Source organism: Achromobacter sp. Marseille-Q4954 (genome assembly GCF_943737025.1).
GTDB lineage: Bacteria > Pseudomonadota > Gammaproteobacteria > Burkholderiales > Burkholderiaceae_B > Achromobacter > Achromobacter bronchisepticus_A.
Map to the genome: position 1 here is coordinate 123,681 of NZ_CALSFQ010000003.1, position 16,855 is coordinate 140,535.

The following is a 16,855-nucleotide window of genomic DNA, read 5'->3' on the forward strand; positions in this document are numbered from 1 at the left end:
AAGGGTCTCCGGATGTTCTGGGTTTTTTTGCAAGGCGAGGCGGACAGTCAGGCCAGGATCTTCAGGCCGTCGGCTGTTTCGATCTGCGCGCTCAGGCGCGGCGGGCCGTCAGTCTGTTCCAGCTGGATCAGGTGGTCCGCGCCCAGCCAGGCCAGCCCCTGGCGCAGCAGTCCGGCCTGCGGATGGCTGCCGGAAAGTTGCTTGAGGACGAGGTCCTGGCGCGGCAGGCTGACGCCGGGGTAGTCGGCCACGTCCCACTGGATCAGCGTGGGCAGCAGGCCGTCGCCAGCCGCGTGGCCGGCTTCGCGCCAGGCGGGCAGGCTGCCATCGTCCGGCACCGTCAGCCGCCAGCGCAAATGGCCGCGCTCCATGGGGATGGCGGGAGGAATGCGCGCGGGATGCTCGGCCTGCATGCGGGTCAGATCCTGCGGCGCTTCGACCCGTGCCGCCCAATGCGCCAGGTAGGGGCCCTGGGCGATGCGGGCGCGGACGGCGTCCTGATCGAGCCCGAACCAGCGCGGCCGCGCAGGCGCCGGGGCCTGCGGATCAATGGCAATGACTTCAAGGTAGATGCCGCCGGCCATGCCCAGCACCCGGTTGTGGGTGCCCATGCGCGGATGCGCGCCGCCGCCCGAGGGGGCGATGCCGAGCAGTCCGGCGACGTATTCGGCGCCGCTGTCCAGGTCCGCGGCGGCGATGACGAGGTGATCGATGACGAGTTTCATGGTGCGGCTATGGTAGCGAATCCGCGCGGATCCGTACCCGTACAGCGCGACGGGGGGCGGCGGTACAGTGTCAGACGCCCAGGTCCCGGCGCTTCAGCACCCGGTCTATCAAGCCCCATTCCAGCGCTTCTTCCGCGCTCATGTAGCAGTCGCGGTCCAGTGTGCGCTCGACGTCTTCGTAGCTGCGTCCGCAGTGCTGGGCGTAGACGCGCGTGACGCGGTCCTTGGTCCTGCGCATTTCCTCGGCGTGGATGAGCACGTCCGAGGCCTGGCCCTGGAAGCCGCCCAAAGGCTGATGCACGTGCACGCTGGCATTGGCCAGCGCGCATCGTTCGCCGGGTTCACCCGCCATCAGCAGGAACGAGCCCATGGAGCGCGCCGTACCCATGCACAGCGTGTGCACCGGCGCGGTGATGAACTGCATGGTGTCGTACATGGCCAGGCCGCTGGTGATGACCCCGCCAGGAGAGTTGATGTAGAGATGGATGGGCTTGGTCGGGTTCTCGGATTCCAGGAACAGCAGCTGGGCGCAGACCAGCGCCGACACCGAGTCGTTGACTTCGCCGTTCAGGAAGATGATGCGGTCGCGCAGCAGCCGCGAATAGATGTCGAAGGACCGCTCGCCGCGGCCGGATTGCTCGACCACCATGGGTACGTATTGCATCACGTCCTGCATGGACGAATCTCCTGGGTTGCGATTGCCTTGCGCTTGGGCCGGGTTCAGGCGGCGCGCATGAGGAAGGGGCTGGCGTCGTTGGCGGCGAGGCGCCCGCGGCGCTCCAGCCGCGCGTCGTCCAGCGCGTGGATGATGCGCAGGAGCGTGCGGCCGTCGGCGACGGGCCGGATCTGGAAGGTCACCAGGCTTTCGAGGAAAGGCGGTTCCTCGTCGCGCATGCGGTATCGGACTTCTTCAGCTGGCGTCGCGTCCGCGGGTTCGGCGCTGGCCAGCGCCCGTCCAGGCAGCCATTGTTCGCGGAATTCGGGGATGCTGATGGCGCGCCAGACTTTTTCGGGCGGCGCGTCGAGTTCGTATTCGAGCACGATGTCCTGGGGCGGGTCTTGCGGCGCGGTCGGCTTCATTGGTCCATGTCCTTGAGCAGGGCGTTCAGGGCTTCGATGCGGGCCGGCCAGTAGGCGCGGTACTTCGCCAGCCATCCGGCAATGAGCGCGAGTCCGTCGGGGTCGACTTCATAGTTCACGAAACGGCCTTGTTTTTCCTCGCGCACCAGGCGCGCCTTGCGCAGCACGGAAAGGTGCTGCGACATGGCTGGCTGGCTGATCTCCATGCCCACGCGCAGGGCGCTGGCGTTCATGCCGCCGGCGGCGAGCTTTTCGAAGATGGCGCGGCGGGTCGGATCGGCCAGCGCCTTGAAGATGTCGTTTTCGAGCATGACAATACATTAGTCAATACTTATGTATTGGTCAAGCGGAGGGCATCCTGTGCGCGTCCGCGAGCCGTTTGCGATCGCGGCTGGCACAATGGCGCCGGACCTGTAGCCGGGAGCGATGCCGTGGCTTTTCTTTTATTCCCCGTCTTGTTCGCGGCCAGCCTGCTGATCAGCCTGGCGGCCAGCGCCGTGCACGGCCGCCGTCATGGTTGGACGGCCCCGGCCACGCGGCGGTGGCTGTTCGTGGCGGGATGTCTTGTGCTTTCGTATCTGGGCGGCCTGGCGCTGGTCATTCATGACCCGTATTTCGACGACAACGGGGTGCCTGAATTCATTCCGTGGCGTTTCCGCTGGACCTGGGCCTGGCTCTACGCCGGCTTGCTCCAGTTCGCCGTGGTTCCCGGCGGTCTGGCCCTGCGGTTCCTGGCCAGGCGCAAGGCGGCAAGCGCCGCGCAATAAAAAACCCGCCGCAATGCGGCGGGTTTCTCTTCAAGCGGAAACGGATCAGGCGGCTTCGCCTTCCTCGCCTTCCTTCTTGACCGGCTTGACCAGGTCTTCGCGCTTGACGCCCAGCCACATGGCCAGGGCCGCGGCCACGAACACCGACGAGTAGATGCCGAACCAGATGCCGATGGTCAGGGCCATGGCGAAGTAGTGCAGGGTGGGGCCGCCGAAGAACAGCATGGCCAGCACCATCATCTGCGTGGAACCGTGGGTGATGATGGTCCGCGAGATGGTCTGCGTGATGGCGCTGTTGATGACTTCGTGCACGTCCGCCTTGCGGTACTTGCGGAAGTTTTCGCGGATCCGGTCCATGATGACCACGGATTCGTTCACGGAGTAGCCCAGCACCGCCAGCACGCCCGCCAGCACCGACAGCGAGAATTCCCACTGGAAGAAGGCGAAGAAGCCCAGGATGATCACCACGTCGTGGAGGTTGGCGATCACGCCGGCGACGGCGAACTTCCATTCGAAGCGGAAGCCCAGGTAGACCATGATGCCGATGACCACGACCAGCAGGGCCATCAGGCCGTTGTGCAGCAGCTCCTGGCCCACTTGCGGGCCCACGAACTCGACACGGCGCAGCTCGACGCCGGAATCGGCGGTCTTCAGCGCGGCCATGACGGTTTCGCTCTGGGTGGCCGAGGTCTGGCCTTCCTGCAGCGGCAGGCGGATCATGACGTCGTGCGAGGTGCCGAAGTTCTGCACCTGGAAGTCGGTGTAGCCCAGCTTGGAGACCACGCCGCGCACGTTTTCAAGCTGCGCCGTCTGAGCGTAGTTGACTTCCATGACCGTGCCGCCGGTGAATTCGATCGACAGGTGGAAGCCGCGCGTGACGATGAAGAAAACAGCCGCCAGGAATGTGACGAGACTGATGATGTTCAGCACCAGCGCGTGGCGCATGAACGGGATGGTGCGGTGAATACGGAAAAATTCCATTTTTCGCCTTAGGCTTTATCTGTGGCGGGCGGCCGGGCCGCCCGCGCTCATGTTCAGTTGGTCTTCGGTTTCCAGACTTCACCGATGGAGATCGACGTGAGCTTCTTCTTGCGGCCGTACCAGAGGTTGGCCAGCGCGCGCACGCCCACCACCGACGAGAACATCGAGGTCAGGATGCCCAGCACGTGCACCACCGCGAAGCCCCGGATCGGGCCCGAACCGAAGGCCAGCAGCGCCAGGCCCACGATCAGAGTGGTGAGGTTCGAGTCGAGAATGGTGCCCCAGGCGCGCTCGAAGCCATGATGGATGGCCTGTTGCGGACTGGCGCCGGCGCGCAACTCTTCCCGTATCCGTTCGTTGATCAGCACGTTCGAGTCGATGGCCATGCCCAGCGTCAGCGCGATTGCCGCGATGCCCGGCAGGGTCAGCGTGGCCTGCAGCATGGACAGCAGCGCCAGCAGCAGCAGCACGTTCATGGTCAGGCCGATCGTGGAGAACACGCCGAACAGGTGGTAGTACAGGATGATGAAGGCAGCGATAGCCAGGAAGCCGTACAGCGTCGAGTAGAAGCCCTTGGCGATGTTGTCCGCGCCCAGGCTCGGGCCGATGGTGCGTTCCTCGATGATGGACATGGGCGCAGCCAGGGCGCCGGCGCGCAGCAGCAGCGCGGTGTCGGCGGCCTCTTCGGAGCTCATGCTGCCCGAGATCTGCACCTGGCCGCCGGCGATTTCGCCGCGGATGACCGGAGCCGTGACCACTTCGCCCTTGCCGTTTTCGAACAGCAGGATGGCCATGCGCTTGCCGATGTTGTCGCGGGTGACGTCGCGGAAGATGCGGGCGCCCTTGGAGTCCAGCGTCAGGTGGACGGCGGCCTGCTGGGTCTGCGAGTCGCGGCCGGGCTGGGCGTCCTGCAGGTTTTCGCCGGTCAGGATGACCTGGCGGCGGACCAGGATGGGACGGCCGTCGCGGTCGTTGTAGCGTTCAAGGCCGAAAGGCACGCTGCCGCCCAGCAGCGCGGCCTGCGCGGCGGGGGAGTCGTCGACCATGCGGATTTCCAGCGTGGCGGTGCGGCCCAGCAGTTCCTTGGCCTTGGCCACGTCCTGCACGCCGGGCAGCTGCACCACGATGCGGTCGGCGCCTTGCTGCTGGATGACCGGTTCGGCCACGCCCAGTTCGTTGATCCGGTTGTGCAGCGTGTTGATGTTCTGCTTGAGCGCGGAGTCCTGCACGCGGGTGACGGCGGCCGGGTTCAGCGCGGCCATCAGCAACGGCTTGCCGTTTTCCGTGCGCTCGGTGAACTCCAGGTCGGGCAGGCGGCTGCGCAGGGTGGAGATGGCGCGGTCGCGGTCGTCGGTGTCGGCGAAGGTGGCGGCAATGGCCAGGCCCGAGCGTTCGACGCCGGCCACGTTGACCTTCTGGTCGCGCAGCACGGAGCGCACGTCGGCGGCCAGGGAGTCGTAGCGGGCGGTCAGGGCGCCCTGCATGTCCACTTGCAGCAGGAAGTGCACGCCGCCGCGCAGGTCCAGGCCCAGGTACATCGGCTTGGGCGCGAACCAGCCCAGGGCGCGCATCCAGGCGGGCGAGGCGGGCAGCAGGTTCAGCGCGACCGTGTAGTGGGGGTCGCCGGCGACGGTGTTGAGGGATTTGTCGATCAGGTCGCGCGCCTGCAACTGCAGGTCGGTCGACGTGAAGCGGGCGCGCACGGTGCCGAGCGTGCCGTTCTGTTCGTAATAGACCCCTTCATTGGGGATCTTGGCGTCGGTCAGGATCTGTTCGACCCGGCTCAGCATGGCGGGATCGACCTTGATCGTGGCCTTGGCGCTGGAAACCTGGACGGCCGGGGATTCGCCGTAGAAGTTGGGAAGCGTGTACAGCAGGCCGATGATGACCGCGACCAGGACCGTAATGTACTTCCAAAGGGGATAGCGGTTCATTGCCGGCTACTTCATGTAAAAGTGATGAAAGGGCCGCCCGGGCGACAAGCGCGGCGGGCGGCGACAGGGCCATCAAGCAACAGGAGCCCGATGGGGGCTCCTGTGGGACGCTTACAGGGCCTTGATGGTTCCCTTGGGCAGCACGGTCGAGACCGAGGACTTCTGCATGATCACTTCGACGGGCTTGTCGGCCAGTTCGGAGACTTCGACGGTGACGTAGCTGTCGTTGACCTTGGTGACCTTGCCGAGCATGCCGCCGGCGGTGACCACTTCGTCGCCCTTGGCCAGGGCGGCGATCAGGTTGCGGTGTTCCTTCTGGCGCTTCATCTGGGGACGGATCATCAGGAAGTAGAGGATCACGAACATCAGGATGATGGGCAGCATGCCCATCAGCGCGTTACCCTCGGGGGCGGCGGCCTGAGCCACGACGAGGCTGGCGGTATCGATAACGGACATTGAATTCTCCTGCGTTTAGTCTGTTTGGGTGTTTGTATCTAGTGTTTTTATGCGCCCATCCCCGCGCGAGCCATGGATAGGGCAAGCCGACTATTGTATATAGGTCCTGAAATTCTAATCCACCCCCCGCGCCCGGTCTGCCGCGAACTGCGCGCGCCAGGCGTCGAAGCGGCCTTCGGCGATGGCTTCGCGCATTTCCTTCATGATGGTCAGATAGAAATGCAGGTTGTGCAGGGTGTTCAGGCGCGCGCCGGTGATTTCATTGGCGCGCTGCAGGTGGTGCAGGTAGGCCCGCGAGAAATTCGCGCAGGTATGGCAGCTGCAGCTGGGGTCCAGCGGGCGGGTGTCGTCGCGGTACTTGGCGTTGCGGATCTTGACGTCGCCAAAGCGCGTGAACAGCCAGCCATTGCGGGCGTTGCGGGTCGGCATGACGCAGTCGAACATGTCCACGCCGCGGCTCACGCCTTCGACCAGGTCTTCCGGCGTGCCCACGCCCATCAGGTAGCGCGGCGCCTGGGCCGGCAGCTTGGGCGTGACGTGCGCCAGGATGCGCATCATGTCTTCCTTGGGCTCGCCGACCGACAGGCCGCCGATGGCGTAGCCGTGGAAGCCGATGTCCTGCAGCCCGGCCAGGGATTCGTCGCGCAGGGCTTCGTACATGCCGCCCTGGACGATGCCGAACAGGGCGTTGGGGTTCTGCAGGCGGTCGAATTCCTCGCGCGAGCGGCGGGCCCAGCGCAGCGACATGCGCATGGAGCGGGCCGCTTCTTCGACGGTGGCGGGGCGGCCGTCGATTTCATAGGGCGTGCACTCGTCGAACACCATGACGATGTCGGAATTCAGCGAGCGCTGGATGCGCATGGATTCTTCCGGCGTCAGGAACAGCCGCGCGCCGTCGATCGGGGAAGCGAACTTGACGCCTTCCTCGGTGATCTTGCGCATGCCTTGCAGGCTGAACACCTGGAAGCCGCCGGAGTCGGTCAGGATGGGCTTGTCCCACTGCATGAAGCCATGCAGGCCGCCGTGCTTTTCCATGATTTCCGTGCCTGGGCGCAGCCACAGGTGGAAGGTGTTGCCCAGCACGATCTGCGAACCGATCTCCTTCAGTTCGTGCGGCATCATGGCCTTGACGCTGCCATAGGTGCCGACAGGCATGAAGATGGGCGTCTCGACCACGCCGTGGTTCAGCGTGATGCGGCCGCGGCGGGCGCCGCCGTCGGTGGCGAGCAGTTCGAAATTCAGTCCGGTCATGGGGCGGGGGACTCGATAAACATGGCGTCGCCATAGCTGAAGAAGCGGTAGCGCTCGGCGACGGCGTGGGCGTAGGCGCGGCGTATGGGTTCTACGCCGGCCAGCGCCGACACCAGCATCAGCAGGGTCGACTGGGGCAGGTGGAAGTTGGTGACCAGGGCGTCGACGACGCGGTACCGGTAACCGGGGGTGATGAAGAGGCGGGTGTCGCCCTGGGCGGCGGCCAGCGGCAGGCCGAGGGCGGTGCGCCCTTCGGTCTGGGCGGCGGCGGATTCCAGGGCGCGCACGCTGGTGGTGCCGACGGCGATGACCCGGCCGCCGCGGCTGCGGGCGGCGGCGATCGCGTCGACCGTGGCTTGCGGCACGGTGAACCATTCGGCGTGCATGATGTGATCGGCCAGATTGTCCACGCGCACCGGCTGGAAGGTACCCGCGCCCACGTGCAGCGTGACGAAGGCGCGTTCCACGCCCATCGCCGCCAGGCGATCCAGCGTGGGCTGGTCGAAGTGCAGGCCGGCGGTGGGCGCGGCCACCGCGCCGGGTTCGCGCGCGTAGACGGTTTGATAGCGTTCGTCGTCGCCGCTGTCGGCCTCGTGCGTGATGTAGGGCGGCAGCGGCGTCGCGCCGTGCGCGTCCAGCAGATCCAGCACGGGGCCGGGAAAGCGGATGTCGAAGAGTTCGCCTTCGCGGCCCAGCACGGTGGCGTCGAAGGCGTCGGCCAGGCGCAGCACCATGCCCGGACCGGGCGACTTGCTGGCGCGCACGTGGGCCAGGACGCGGTCGGGTTCGGTGATGCGTTCGACCAGCACTTCGATCTTGCCGCCGGTGATCTTGTGGCCGTTCAGGCGCGCCTTGATGACGCGGGTGTCGTTGAAGATCAGCAGGTCTTGCGGACGCAGCAGCGAGGCCAGGTCGGCGAACTGCCGGTCGTGCAGCTGGCCGGCGCCGTCCAGGTGCAGCAGGCGGCTGCCGGTGCGTTCGGCGGCGGGCGCCTGGGCGATGAGCTCGGGCGGCAGTTCGTAATTGAAATCGGCAACGGTGAGGGACTGGGTCACGCGGCTATCCGTCCGGCAAGGGCGGCAAAAAGAGGGCGAAAACGGGCCAGGCGGGCCCGGGGCAACCCTGTATTGTAAAGCGGCCGCAGGATCGGGCTGCCCGGCCCGGGGACGGATGGCCGCTCCGGCTGCGTTCAGCGCGCCGGGCTGCAGCCCAGCCGGCGCGAGCAATCCGCCGCCGCCGCCGTCAGCGCCCGCACCGGTTCGCCGTCGGCCGACAGGTCGAATCCCCCATGCAGTCCCAGGCTGGTGATGGCGCCGGCCAGATGGCCCTGCGCATCCAGCACCGGCACCGAGGCCGAATTGATGCCGTGCAGCAGGTGGCCGCTGACGCTGGCGTAGCCGCGCTTGCGGGTCGCCTGCCACTGGCGGCGCAGCGCGGCGGGCAGATCGGCGGGCGGTTCCGCCGCATCCAGCATGCGGGCGGCCTCGGGATCATGCGCCTGCAGCGCCTCCCATTCGGACAGCGCCCGCGGCAGGGCCAGGGCCTCGGGCAGCCAGGCGGCGAAGACCCGGCCGGTGGCGCTGTTGAGCAGCGGCAGCACCGAGCCCACCCGCACGTTGACCGTCACCGGCAGTCGCGCGTCGCGCCATTGCACGATGGTGGGGCCGTGCTGGCCCCATACCGCGATGAACACGGTCTGGCCGATGGCGGCGCTCAGGCCGTCCAGGCTGCCGGCCGCCAGTTTCACGAAATCCACTTCGGCCAGCGCCGCCAGTCCGGTGTGCAGCGCCTGCGGGCCCAGCCGGTAGCGGGCGCTGGCCGCGTCCTGTTCCACATAGCCGCGCCGCTCCAGAGACACCAGGTAGCGGTGCACCTTGGCGCGCGGCATGTCCAGGCTGCGACCCAGCTCGGACACGGACAGGGCGCCGCCCAGTTCGGCCAGCCGGGTCAGCACGTCCAGGGCGATTTCGGCTGATTGGATCCCCGTGCTGCTATCTGTTGACATGAGTTTGTCTCTTATTAGAATACGTGTATCACTAAAAAATACAGCGCTTGCCAGTCACTGGCAACGTGGAGACCAGCAAGAACGCAGCCGCGCCGCGCTGCGAGGCCGTGCGGACAAACCCGCAGCGAGCCCCCCGAGGTGCCCGCCCGCCGGGTTCCCCGCCGTATAAACAGAGTTCCACGCCGTAGCGGATCGGCGCAAAGCATAAGACATCCGCGTATCCAAGGAGACTCCGCATGACCCCTCGTCGTACCCTCATGGCCGCCGCGCTGGCCGCCCTGCTGGCAGCGGGCGCCACGCCCGCGCTGGCCCAGGTGAAAATCGGCGCCACGCTGTCCACCACCGGTCCCCAGGCCTCGCTGGGCATCCCCGAACGCAACACGATCAGCCTGCTGCCCACCGAGATCGGGGGCGTCAAGGTCGAGTACGTGGTGCTGGACGACGCTTCCGACACCACCCGCGCCGTCAGCAATTCCCACAAGCTGATCTCGGAGAACAAGGTGGACCTGATCGTCGGGTCCACCACCACGCCCAACACCATGGCCATGCTGGACACGGTGGCCAGCGGCGCCACCCCGGTGATCACGCTGGCTTCTTCGGCGCGGCTGATCGAGCCGGTCGACGACAAGCGCCGCTGGGTGTTCAAGACGCCGCACTCCGATTCGCTGATGGCTGAGGGCATCGCGCGCCACGCGGCGGCCAATGGCGTGAAGAAGCTGGCCTTCATCGGCTTCAACAACGCGCTGGGCGAGACCTTCTGGGTGGAAATCGAGAAGGCGGCCAAGAAGCACGGCATCGAGGTGGTGGGCAAGGAAGCCTTCGCGCCCACCGACACGTCCGCCGTGGCCCAGACCCTGAAGGTGATCGGCGCGGCGCCGGACGCCGTGGTGGTCGGGGCCTCCGGCACGCCCGCCGCGATGCCGGCGCGGGCGCTGCGCGAACGCGGCTACAAGGGCAAGATCTACTTCAACCACGGCGTGGCCAACAACGACTTCCTGCGGGTCTGTGGCGACGCTTGCGAGGGCGCCTGGGTGCCGGTGGGGCCGGTAATGGTCGCCGACCTGCTGCCGGATACCAACCCCGTCAAGTCCACCGCCCAGGCCTTCGCCAAGAAGTATGAGGCGGCCAACGGCGCGGGCAGCGTGTCCCTGTTCGCCGCCTACACCTGGGACGTCGGCCTTCTGCTGCAGCAGGCCATCCCGGTGGCGCTGAAGACGGCCAAGCCCGGCACGCCCGAATTCCGGGCGGCGCTGCGCGACGCGCTGGAGAACGTCAAGAACCTGCCCACCGCGACAGGTGTGGTCAATATGAGTCCCACCGACCACAACGGGCTGGACGAGCGGGCGCTGGTGATGGCGACCGTGGCTTCCGGCAAGTGGCGCCTTCAAAAATAAAGCGCTCCACGGGAGCGCTTGCGGGCCCGCGCCGCCCGCAAGCGCCCCAGGTTTTGTATGCTCTCGGTTTTGCAGGACGAGCAACCGGGTGGGCGTGGCATGACGGGACAAGCATATAAGCGTAGGGGCGGGCTGAAGCGATGGCTGGCCGGCGGGCTGCTGGCCGCGGTGGCGGGCGCGGCCTGGGCGCAGGTGCCCGGCCTGCCGCCCAACGTGGTGAACGCCTGGAAAGCCAGCAAGCTGCCCGACAGCTCCCTGTCCCTGGTGGTGCAGGAAGTGGGCGGGCCGCGCCTGGTGGCGCTGAATGCCAAGGAGTCGCGCAATCCCGCCTCGGTGATGAAGCTGGTCACGACCTGGGCCGCGCTGTCCGAGCTGGGACCCAACTACGTCTGGCGCACCGAATTCATGACGGCGCCCGGCGCGCGGCCCGATGCCAAGGGCGTGCTGAGCGGCCCGCTATACCTGCGGGCTGGCGGCGATCCGCAATTCCTGCTGCAGGACCTGTGGGTGCTGCTGCGCGAACTGCGCCTGCGCGGCGTCAAGCAGATCAACGACCTGGTCATCGACCGCAGCATCTTCGGCCAGGTCGCGACCGACCCAGGCGCCTTCGACGGCGCCCCGGACCGGGCCTACAACGCCAGCCCGGATGCCCTGATGGTGGGTTTTGGCGCAATGCGGTTGCTGTTCACGCCGGACCCCGCCGCCAACAAATGGGTGCCGCTGATCGATCCGCCGCTGCCGGGCCTGAAGATCGAGGGCCGCGTCGAATGGAGCGATGCCCGCTGCCCCGGGCCTCCCGTGGTGACGACCGAACCCTTGATCACCCAGCAGGGCGTCACGATCCGCGTGAACGGCAAGGTGGCCGGCTCCTGCGGCGAATTCAGCCTGTACCGCCTGGCGCTGTCGCAGCCCGACTACGCCACCGAAGTGTTCCGCATGCTCTGGAAGGAGCTGGGCGGCACTTTCAAGGGCCAGGTCCGTTCCGGCATGGTGCCGCCTGACGCGGTGGTGCTGGCCTCGCACGATTCGCCCACGCTGGCCGAGGCGATCCGCCAGATCAACAAGCGCAGCAACAACGTCATGGCGCGCACCTTGCTGCTGACCCTGGGCGCCGAGCGCGGCCGTCGGCCCGCCACCGTCGCCAGCAGCGAGGCCGTGGCCAAGGGGCTGCTGGCCAAGCAGGGCCTGGATATGCCCGAGCTGGTCATCGACAACGGCGCCGGCTTGTCGCGCGACGCGCGGGTGTCGGCCGACAGCCTGGCGTCGATGCTGACTGTGGCCTGGAACTCGCCGGTCATGCCCGAGTACATTTCATCCTTTGCGATCGCGGGGGTGGATGGCACGGTGCGCCGCCGCCTCAAGGGCGATGGCACCCTGGGCATGGCCCACCTGAAGACCGGGTCGCTGCGCGACGTGCGTTCCATCGCAGGCTACGTGCTGGGCGCCAGCGGCAAGCGCTACGTGGTGGTCAGCATTGTCAACCACGAACAGGCCGGCGCCGTGCGCGCCTTCGACGACGCCCTGATCGCCTGGCTCGCTGAACAATGACCATGCCTGCGCCTCGCCGGCGCGAATCTTCGGATCATCCTGCGGGCGGTCAATAACAATTCCCTTCCAAACCGTTTACGATCCTCAAATGTGGCTCGACGGCGGGGCGATGCAAAGCGCGCCGCGCCGTCATGGTTCCGCCTGAGGCGAATACCCTGTCTATCAATACTCTGGAGAGTTACGCACATGCCCGTGCACGAAATCCGCCATCCGCTGATCCGCCACAAGCTCGGGATCATGCGTCGCGCCGACCTCAGCACCAAGAGCTTCCGTGAGCTGTCGCAGGAAGTGGGCGCGCTGCTCACGTACGAAGCGTCCAAGGACCTGCCGCTGGCGCCCGCCACCGTCGAGGGCTGGTGCGGCTCGGTGCAGGTCGAAAAGATAGCCGGCAAGAAAGTCACCGTGGTGCCCATCCTGCGCGCCGGCATCGGCATGCTGGACGGCGTGCTCAGCCTGATTCCGGGCGCCAAGGTCAGCGTGGTGGGCGTGGCCCGCAACGAAGAAACGCTGGAAGCGCATACCTACCTGGAACGCCTGGTGGGTGAACTGGACCAGCGCCTGGCCCTGATCGTCGACCCGATGCTGGCCACCGGCGGCTCCATGGTCGCCGCCATTGATCTGCTCAAGCGCGCCGGTTGCAAGGAAATCCGCGCCCTGGTGCTGGTAGCGGCGCCGGTCGGTATCGATACGGTTCTGGCCAAGCATCCCGACGTGCACATCTACACCGCGTCCATCGACGACGGCCTCAACGAGCACGGCTACATCATGCCGGGCCTGGGCGACGCCGGCGACCGCATTTTCGGCACGACGCAGAAGACGGAATAGCGGCCGGGGTACGGCCACGAACAAAAACGCCAGCCCGCAGGCTGGCGTTTTGCATCGGGCCCACGGCCCCTCAGGCCGCCAGACGCTCCATGCGTCCGTCCAGGTGCTGGCCGAACCACTGCAATTGCGAAGCCAATCCCGCCACCTCGCCCACGATCAAGAGCGCCGGCGAACGGATCGCGTGCTCGGCGGCCAACGCCGGCAATTGCTCCAGCGCGCCAGACAACACCCGTTGCTCGGGCCGGCTGCCGTTCTCGATCAGCGCGAACGGCGTGTCCGCCGAGCGGCCGTGGGCCAGCAGGCGGCTGGTCAGCAGATCCAGCTGCCCCACGCCCATGTAGAAGGCCAGGGTCTGTTTTTCACGGGCCAGCGCGGGCCAGTCCAGGTTGTCCTCGTCTTCGCGGCAATGCGCGGTGACCAGGCGGACGGACTGGGCGTGTTCCCGGTGCGTCAGCGGAACGCCGGCATAGGCGGCACAGGCCAGCGCGGCGGTGATGCCGGGCACTACTTCATAGCGCACGCCGTGCGCGCGCAGGTATTCCAGTTCTTCACCGCCGCGCCCGAAGATGAAGGCATCGCCCCCCTTGAGCCGCACGACGCGGCGGCCGGCGCGCGCGTGCTCGACCATCAGCCTGTGGATGCGGGCCTGGGTGGCGTTGTGGTCCTCGCCGGGCAGCTTACCGACCGATACGCGCTCGGCGTCGCGGCGCGCCAGCGACATGACGTCGGCGCTTACCAGGCGGTCATGCAGGATCACGTCGGCCTCGTTCAGCGCGCGCAATGCCTTCAGCGTCAGCAGGCCGGGGTCGCCGGGGCCAGCGCCCACCAGCACCACGCTGCCGGCGTCGGGCGCCCCCGGCGCCGCCAATGCCGCCGCCAGCGCGGCTTCGGCCTGGGCCGGCTGCTGCTGGCGCAGGAAGCCGGCCACCGGGCCGTCCAGCAGCCAGTCGTAGAAGCGGCGGCGCGCGCCCAGGTCGGGATGACTGGCGCGGATGCGCTTGCGATAGCTGGCGGCCAGCCCGGCCAACTGGCCCAGGGTGTGGTCGAACAGCGATTCGATGCGTTCCCGGATGCGCCGCGCCAGCACCGGCGCCACGCCGGACGAGGAAATCGCGACGATGACCGGCGAGCGGTCGACGATGGACGGCACCTGGAAGGACGACAGTTCGGGATCGTCCACCACGTTGCTGAAAATGCGCCGGACGGCGGCGGCCTCCGAGACGGCGGCGTTGGTCTCGCGGTCGTCGGTGGCCGCGACCGCCAGCCAGACTTCGTCGAGCCAGGCGGGATCGAAGCGGCCGGACAAATGGCGGATGCGGCCTTCGGCGGCCAGCGCGGCCAGGGCGGGCGTCAGTTCCGGCGCGCCCACCAGCACGTCGGCGGAGGCTTCCAGCAGCGACAGCGTCTTGCGTTCGGCGACGGCGCCGCCGCCCACCACCAGGACCAGCCTGTCTTTCAGATCGGCAAAAATCGGGAAAAGCTTCATGAATGCCAGCCTCGGGCGTACCCGGCATAGTGTCGTTGGATCATAGGAAGGGGGCTTCATCCCCACAACTTTTGATTTCTTTGTTCCATATAACCAAAGCTTATTAAGTGGATTTGCCCAGCCAGGCGCTCATCTCCACGACCTCCCGGGCGACCTCGCCCAGCCGCTTCTGGCTTTGCATGGCGCGCTGGCGCAACAGGCCGTGGGCCTCATCCTCGGAAATCGACCGCGCCTTCATCAGGATGCCCTTGGCCTTTTCCACCCATTGGCGGTCGGCCAGGCGCAATTGCGCGTCGCGCAGTTCTTCGCGCCGCGACTTCTCCATGGCGAAGCGCTCGATCGCCACCGTCAGCAGCGGCTCGATGCGTCCGGCAGGCACGTCGCCCACCACGTAGGCGGCGACCCCGGCGCGCAAGGCGCTGCGTATGGTTTCGCGGTTGCCGTTGTCGGTGAACATCACGACCGGGCGGTCGCTGTGTTCGCTGGCGACGCACACGTTCTCCAGCGTGTCGCGGCCGGGGGCGTCGCTGTCTATCAGCACCACGTCGGGCGCGGCCTGCGCGATGGCGGCGGCCAGATCCATGTCCGGCGCCATTTCGGCCACGACATGTACGCCCGCTGCGGCCAGCGTCTGCCGCAGCGACGCCGCGCGTCCTTCGCCATCGTTGAGCAGCATGACCTTGAGCATGAGATTCCCCTCTGATGCTTCCTGTCACGCAAGTTCCATGCCATCGCATTCTTCGACGACGGCCAGTCGGTGCGCACAGCGCCGGAGCGCGCCTGGCACATGGATGGTGCGCTGCCGCAACCGACGGTGCACCAAGTTGGTTCGCACCCCGTTTCATGCCTTGCCCGCTGGCCCGGCGCGATGCGGAGCAGCGCTAGTGCAGGCGCGGCCTGGCGGCGAGCCAGGCAATATCCCATTCTTTCTGGCACGCCATTTGCTTCAGTGGAAGCGGGCGGCCAACGAAGGTCGGCCCACGCAACGCGCCGCAATCAGCGGCAAGGGACAACGACGTTCCGCAGCGCCACTGGATGGAAATCCATGGCGCGCGGGACGTTTTTTTTTGCCAGGAGCCATGCATGACGCCATCGACCCATAGCCCCTCCACCGACGCCGCCGCGGGCGGGGATCTCAGCGCCAACGCCGCACGCCGCAAGTGGCTTTGCGGCACGGCGCGCGCGGTGGCCGGCGCCAGCCTGCTGTCGCTGGTCGATCCGCTGGTGCGGGCCGGCGCCTGGGCCGCCGGCACCGACGCGCCCGAGAAGACCGAGGTCAAGATCGGCTTCATTCCGCTGACCGATTGCGCTTCGGTCGTGATGGCCTCGGTACTGGGCCTGGACAAGAAGCACGGCGTGACGATCACGCCGTCCAAGGAAGCGTCCTGGGCCGCCGTGCGCGACAAGCTCATGAACGGCGAGCTGGACATGGCCCACGTGCTGTACGGCCTGGTCTACGGCGTGCACCTGGGCATAGGCGGGCCGAAGAAGGACATGGCCGTGCTGATGAGCCTGAACCAGAACGGCCAGGCCATCACGCTGTCGAACAAGCTGCTGGCGGCGGGCGTGCGCGACGGTGAATCGCTGGCCAAGCTGATGGCGTCCGACAAGCGCGAATACACCTTTGCCCAGACCTTTCCCACCGGCACGCACGCGATGTGGCTGTACTACTGGCTGGCGACCTACGGCATCCATCCCATGAAGGACGCCAAGGTCATCACCGTGCCGCCGCCGCAGATGGTCGCCAACATGCGCGTGGGCAACATGGACGGCTATTGCGTGGGCGAGCCCTGGGGCGCGCGCGCCATCCTGGACAAGATCGGCTACACCGCCGTCACTTCGCAGGGCATCTGGACCGACCACCCCGAGAAGGTGCTGGGCACGAGCGCCGACTTCGTATCGCGCCACCCGAACACGGCGCGCGCGGTGACCGCCGCCATTCTTGAGGCCGGCAAGTGGATAGACGCCTCGCCCGCCAACCGCCAGAAAACCGCCGAGACCATCGCTGCCAAGTCCTATGTCAACACGGACGCCAGCGGCATCGTCGACCGCATGCTGGGCCGCTACGACGATGGGCTGGGGAAAAGCTGGACGGACGAGCACGCCATGCGCTTTTACGCCGACGGCGCCGCCAATTTCCCATACCTGAGCGACGGCATGTGGTTCCTGACGCAGCACAAGCGCTGGGGGCTGCTGAAGGAACATCCCGATTATCTGGCGATGGCGAAACAGATCAACCGGATCGACCTCTACAAGCAGGCCGCGCAGGCCGCCGGCGTGGCGCTGCCGGCCAGCGAGATGCGCACTTCGAAACTCATCGACGGCGTGGTCTGGGACGGCAGCAACCCTGCTGCCTACGCCGACGGATTCAAGGTCCGGGCCTGAGCGCCGATACAAAAGGGG

Annotated in this window: 17 protein-coding genes; 5 read left to right on the forward strand and 12 right to left on the reverse strand. The window is 67.1% G+C overall.

The window, feature by feature from the left end; translation table 11 throughout:
* Positions 1-47: 47 nt before the first annotated feature.
* The 4 genes from NGK62_RS26125 to NGK62_RS26140 form a co-directional block, all read right to left on the reverse strand.
* A complete protein-coding gene (locus NGK62_RS26125; RefSeq protein ID WP_118933861.1) occupies positions 48-725 on the reverse strand; it encodes a VOC family protein in 678 nt (225 codons plus the stop codon).
* A 70-nt stretch (positions 726-795) separates the two neighbouring features.
* Positions 796-1,401 carry an ATP-dependent Clp protease proteolytic subunit gene (locus NGK62_RS26130; RefSeq protein WP_054451559.1) on the reverse strand — a complete coding sequence of 202 codons (606 nt, stop codon included), beginning with the start codon at positions 1,399-1,401 and terminating at the stop codon, positions 796-798.
* Positions 1,402-1,445: 44 nt separating this feature from the next.
* On the reverse strand, positions 1,446-1,805 hold the full coding sequence (locus tag NGK62_RS26135; RefSeq protein WP_251881081.1) for an SRPBCC family protein: 360 nt from the start codon (positions 1,803-1,805) through the stop codon (positions 1,446-1,448).
* Positions 1,802-2,116 carry an ArsR/SmtB family transcription factor gene (locus NGK62_RS26140; protein ID WP_059380234.1) on the reverse strand — a complete coding sequence of 105 codons (315 nt, stop codon included), beginning with the start codon at positions 2,114-2,116 and terminating at the stop codon, positions 1,802-1,804. The genes NGK62_RS26135 and NGK62_RS26140 overlap by 4 nt, the downstream gene beginning before the upstream one ends.
* Positions 2,117-2,236: 120 nt before the next feature.
* Here NGK62_RS26140 and NGK62_RS26145 point away from each other — a divergent pair, with 120 nt between their 5' ends.
* Positions 2,237-2,572 (forward strand): hypothetical protein, encoded by a 336-nt coding sequence (locus NGK62_RS26145; RefSeq protein WP_124260389.1) that lies wholly within the window; start codon positions 2,237-2,239, stop codon positions 2,570-2,572.
* A 45-nt stretch (positions 2,573-2,617) separates the two neighbouring features.
* Here NGK62_RS26145 and secF read toward each other — a convergent pair whose 3' ends face one another.
* From secF to NGK62_RS26175, 6 genes are all read right to left on the reverse strand, one after another.
* Entirely contained in the window at positions 2,618-3,553 is a 936-nt protein-coding gene (gene secF / locus NGK62_RS26150) for a protein translocase subunit SecF (protein ID WP_054451555.1), read from the reverse strand.
* A 53-nt stretch (positions 3,554-3,606) separates the two neighbouring features.
* A complete protein-coding gene (gene secD / locus NGK62_RS26155; protein WP_059380232.1) occupies positions 3,607-5,487 on the reverse strand; it encodes a protein translocase subunit SecD in 1,881 nt (626 codons plus the stop codon).
* 111 nt (positions 5,488-5,598) lie between these two features.
* Positions 5,599-5,943: a preprotein translocase subunit YajC gene (gene yajC / locus NGK62_RS26160; protein ID WP_054451553.1), complete on the reverse strand. Its 345-nt coding sequence runs from the start codon at positions 5,941-5,943 to the stop codon at positions 5,599-5,601.
* A 114-nt stretch (positions 5,944-6,057) separates the two neighbouring features.
* Complete coding sequence (gene tgt / locus NGK62_RS26165) at positions 6,058-7,194, reverse strand: tRNA guanosine(34) transglycosylase Tgt (protein WP_251881083.1); 1,137 nt, start codon at positions 7,192-7,194, stop codon at positions 6,058-6,060.
* Positions 7,191-8,249 (reverse strand): tRNA preQ1(34) S-adenosylmethionine ribosyltransferase-isomerase QueA, encoded by a 1,059-nt coding sequence (gene queA, locus NGK62_RS26170; RefSeq protein ID WP_118933866.1) that lies wholly within the window; start codon positions 8,247-8,249, stop codon positions 7,191-7,193. The genes tgt and queA overlap by 4 nt, the downstream gene beginning before the upstream one ends.
* 134 nt (positions 8,250-8,383) lie before the next feature.
* Positions 8,384-9,199, reverse strand: coding sequence for an IclR family transcriptional regulator (locus NGK62_RS26175; protein WP_251881085.1), 816 nt, complete (start codon positions 9,197-9,199; stop codon positions 8,384-8,386).
* 236 nt (positions 9,200-9,435) lie between these two features.
* Between NGK62_RS26175 and NGK62_RS26180 the strand changes: the two genes are divergently transcribed.
* The 3 genes from NGK62_RS26180 to upp all read left to right on the forward strand — a co-directional run bounded on the left by NGK62_RS26180 (position 9,436) and on the right by upp (position 12,966).
* Positions 9,436-10,593 (forward strand): ABC transporter substrate-binding protein, encoded by a 1,158-nt coding sequence (locus NGK62_RS26180; RefSeq protein ID WP_059380228.1) that lies wholly within the window; start codon positions 9,436-9,438, stop codon positions 10,591-10,593.
* Between the two features lie 99 nt (positions 10,594-10,692).
* Positions 10,693-12,141, forward strand: a complete 1,449-nt coding sequence (gene dacB / locus NGK62_RS26185; RefSeq protein WP_251881087.1) for a D-alanyl-D-alanine carboxypeptidase/D-alanyl-D-alanine endopeptidase — start codon at positions 10,693-10,695, stop codon at positions 12,139-12,141.
* Positions 12,142-12,327: 186 nt separating this feature from the next.
* A complete protein-coding gene (gene upp / locus NGK62_RS26190; RefSeq protein ID WP_054451547.1) occupies positions 12,328-12,966 on the forward strand; it encodes a uracil phosphoribosyltransferase in 639 nt (212 codons plus the stop codon).
* A gap of 70 nt (positions 12,967-13,036) precedes the next feature.
* Here the strand turns inward: upp and cysG are convergent, their stop codons facing one another.
* Together cysG and NGK62_RS26200 are read right to left on the reverse strand one after the other, a co-directional pair.
* Entirely contained in the window at positions 13,037-14,452 is a 1,416-nt protein-coding gene (gene cysG / locus NGK62_RS26195; protein WP_251881089.1) for a siroheme synthase CysG, read from the reverse strand.
* A gap of 103 nt (positions 14,453-14,555) precedes the next feature.
* Positions 14,556-15,140, reverse strand: a complete 585-nt coding sequence (locus NGK62_RS26200) for an ANTAR domain-containing response regulator (RefSeq protein ID WP_059380225.1) — start codon at positions 15,138-15,140, stop codon at positions 14,556-14,558.
* Positions 15,141-15,535: 395 nt separating this feature from the next.
* Between NGK62_RS26200 and NGK62_RS26205 the strand changes: the two genes are divergently transcribed.
* The gene (locus NGK62_RS26205) at positions 15,536-16,837 is read left to right on the forward strand and encodes a CmpA/NrtA family ABC transporter substrate-binding protein (protein ID WP_251881091.1); all 1,302 of its coding nucleotides are present in this window, start codon (positions 15,536-15,538) and stop codon (positions 16,835-16,837) included.
* Positions 16,838-16,855: the final 18 nt, after the last annotated feature.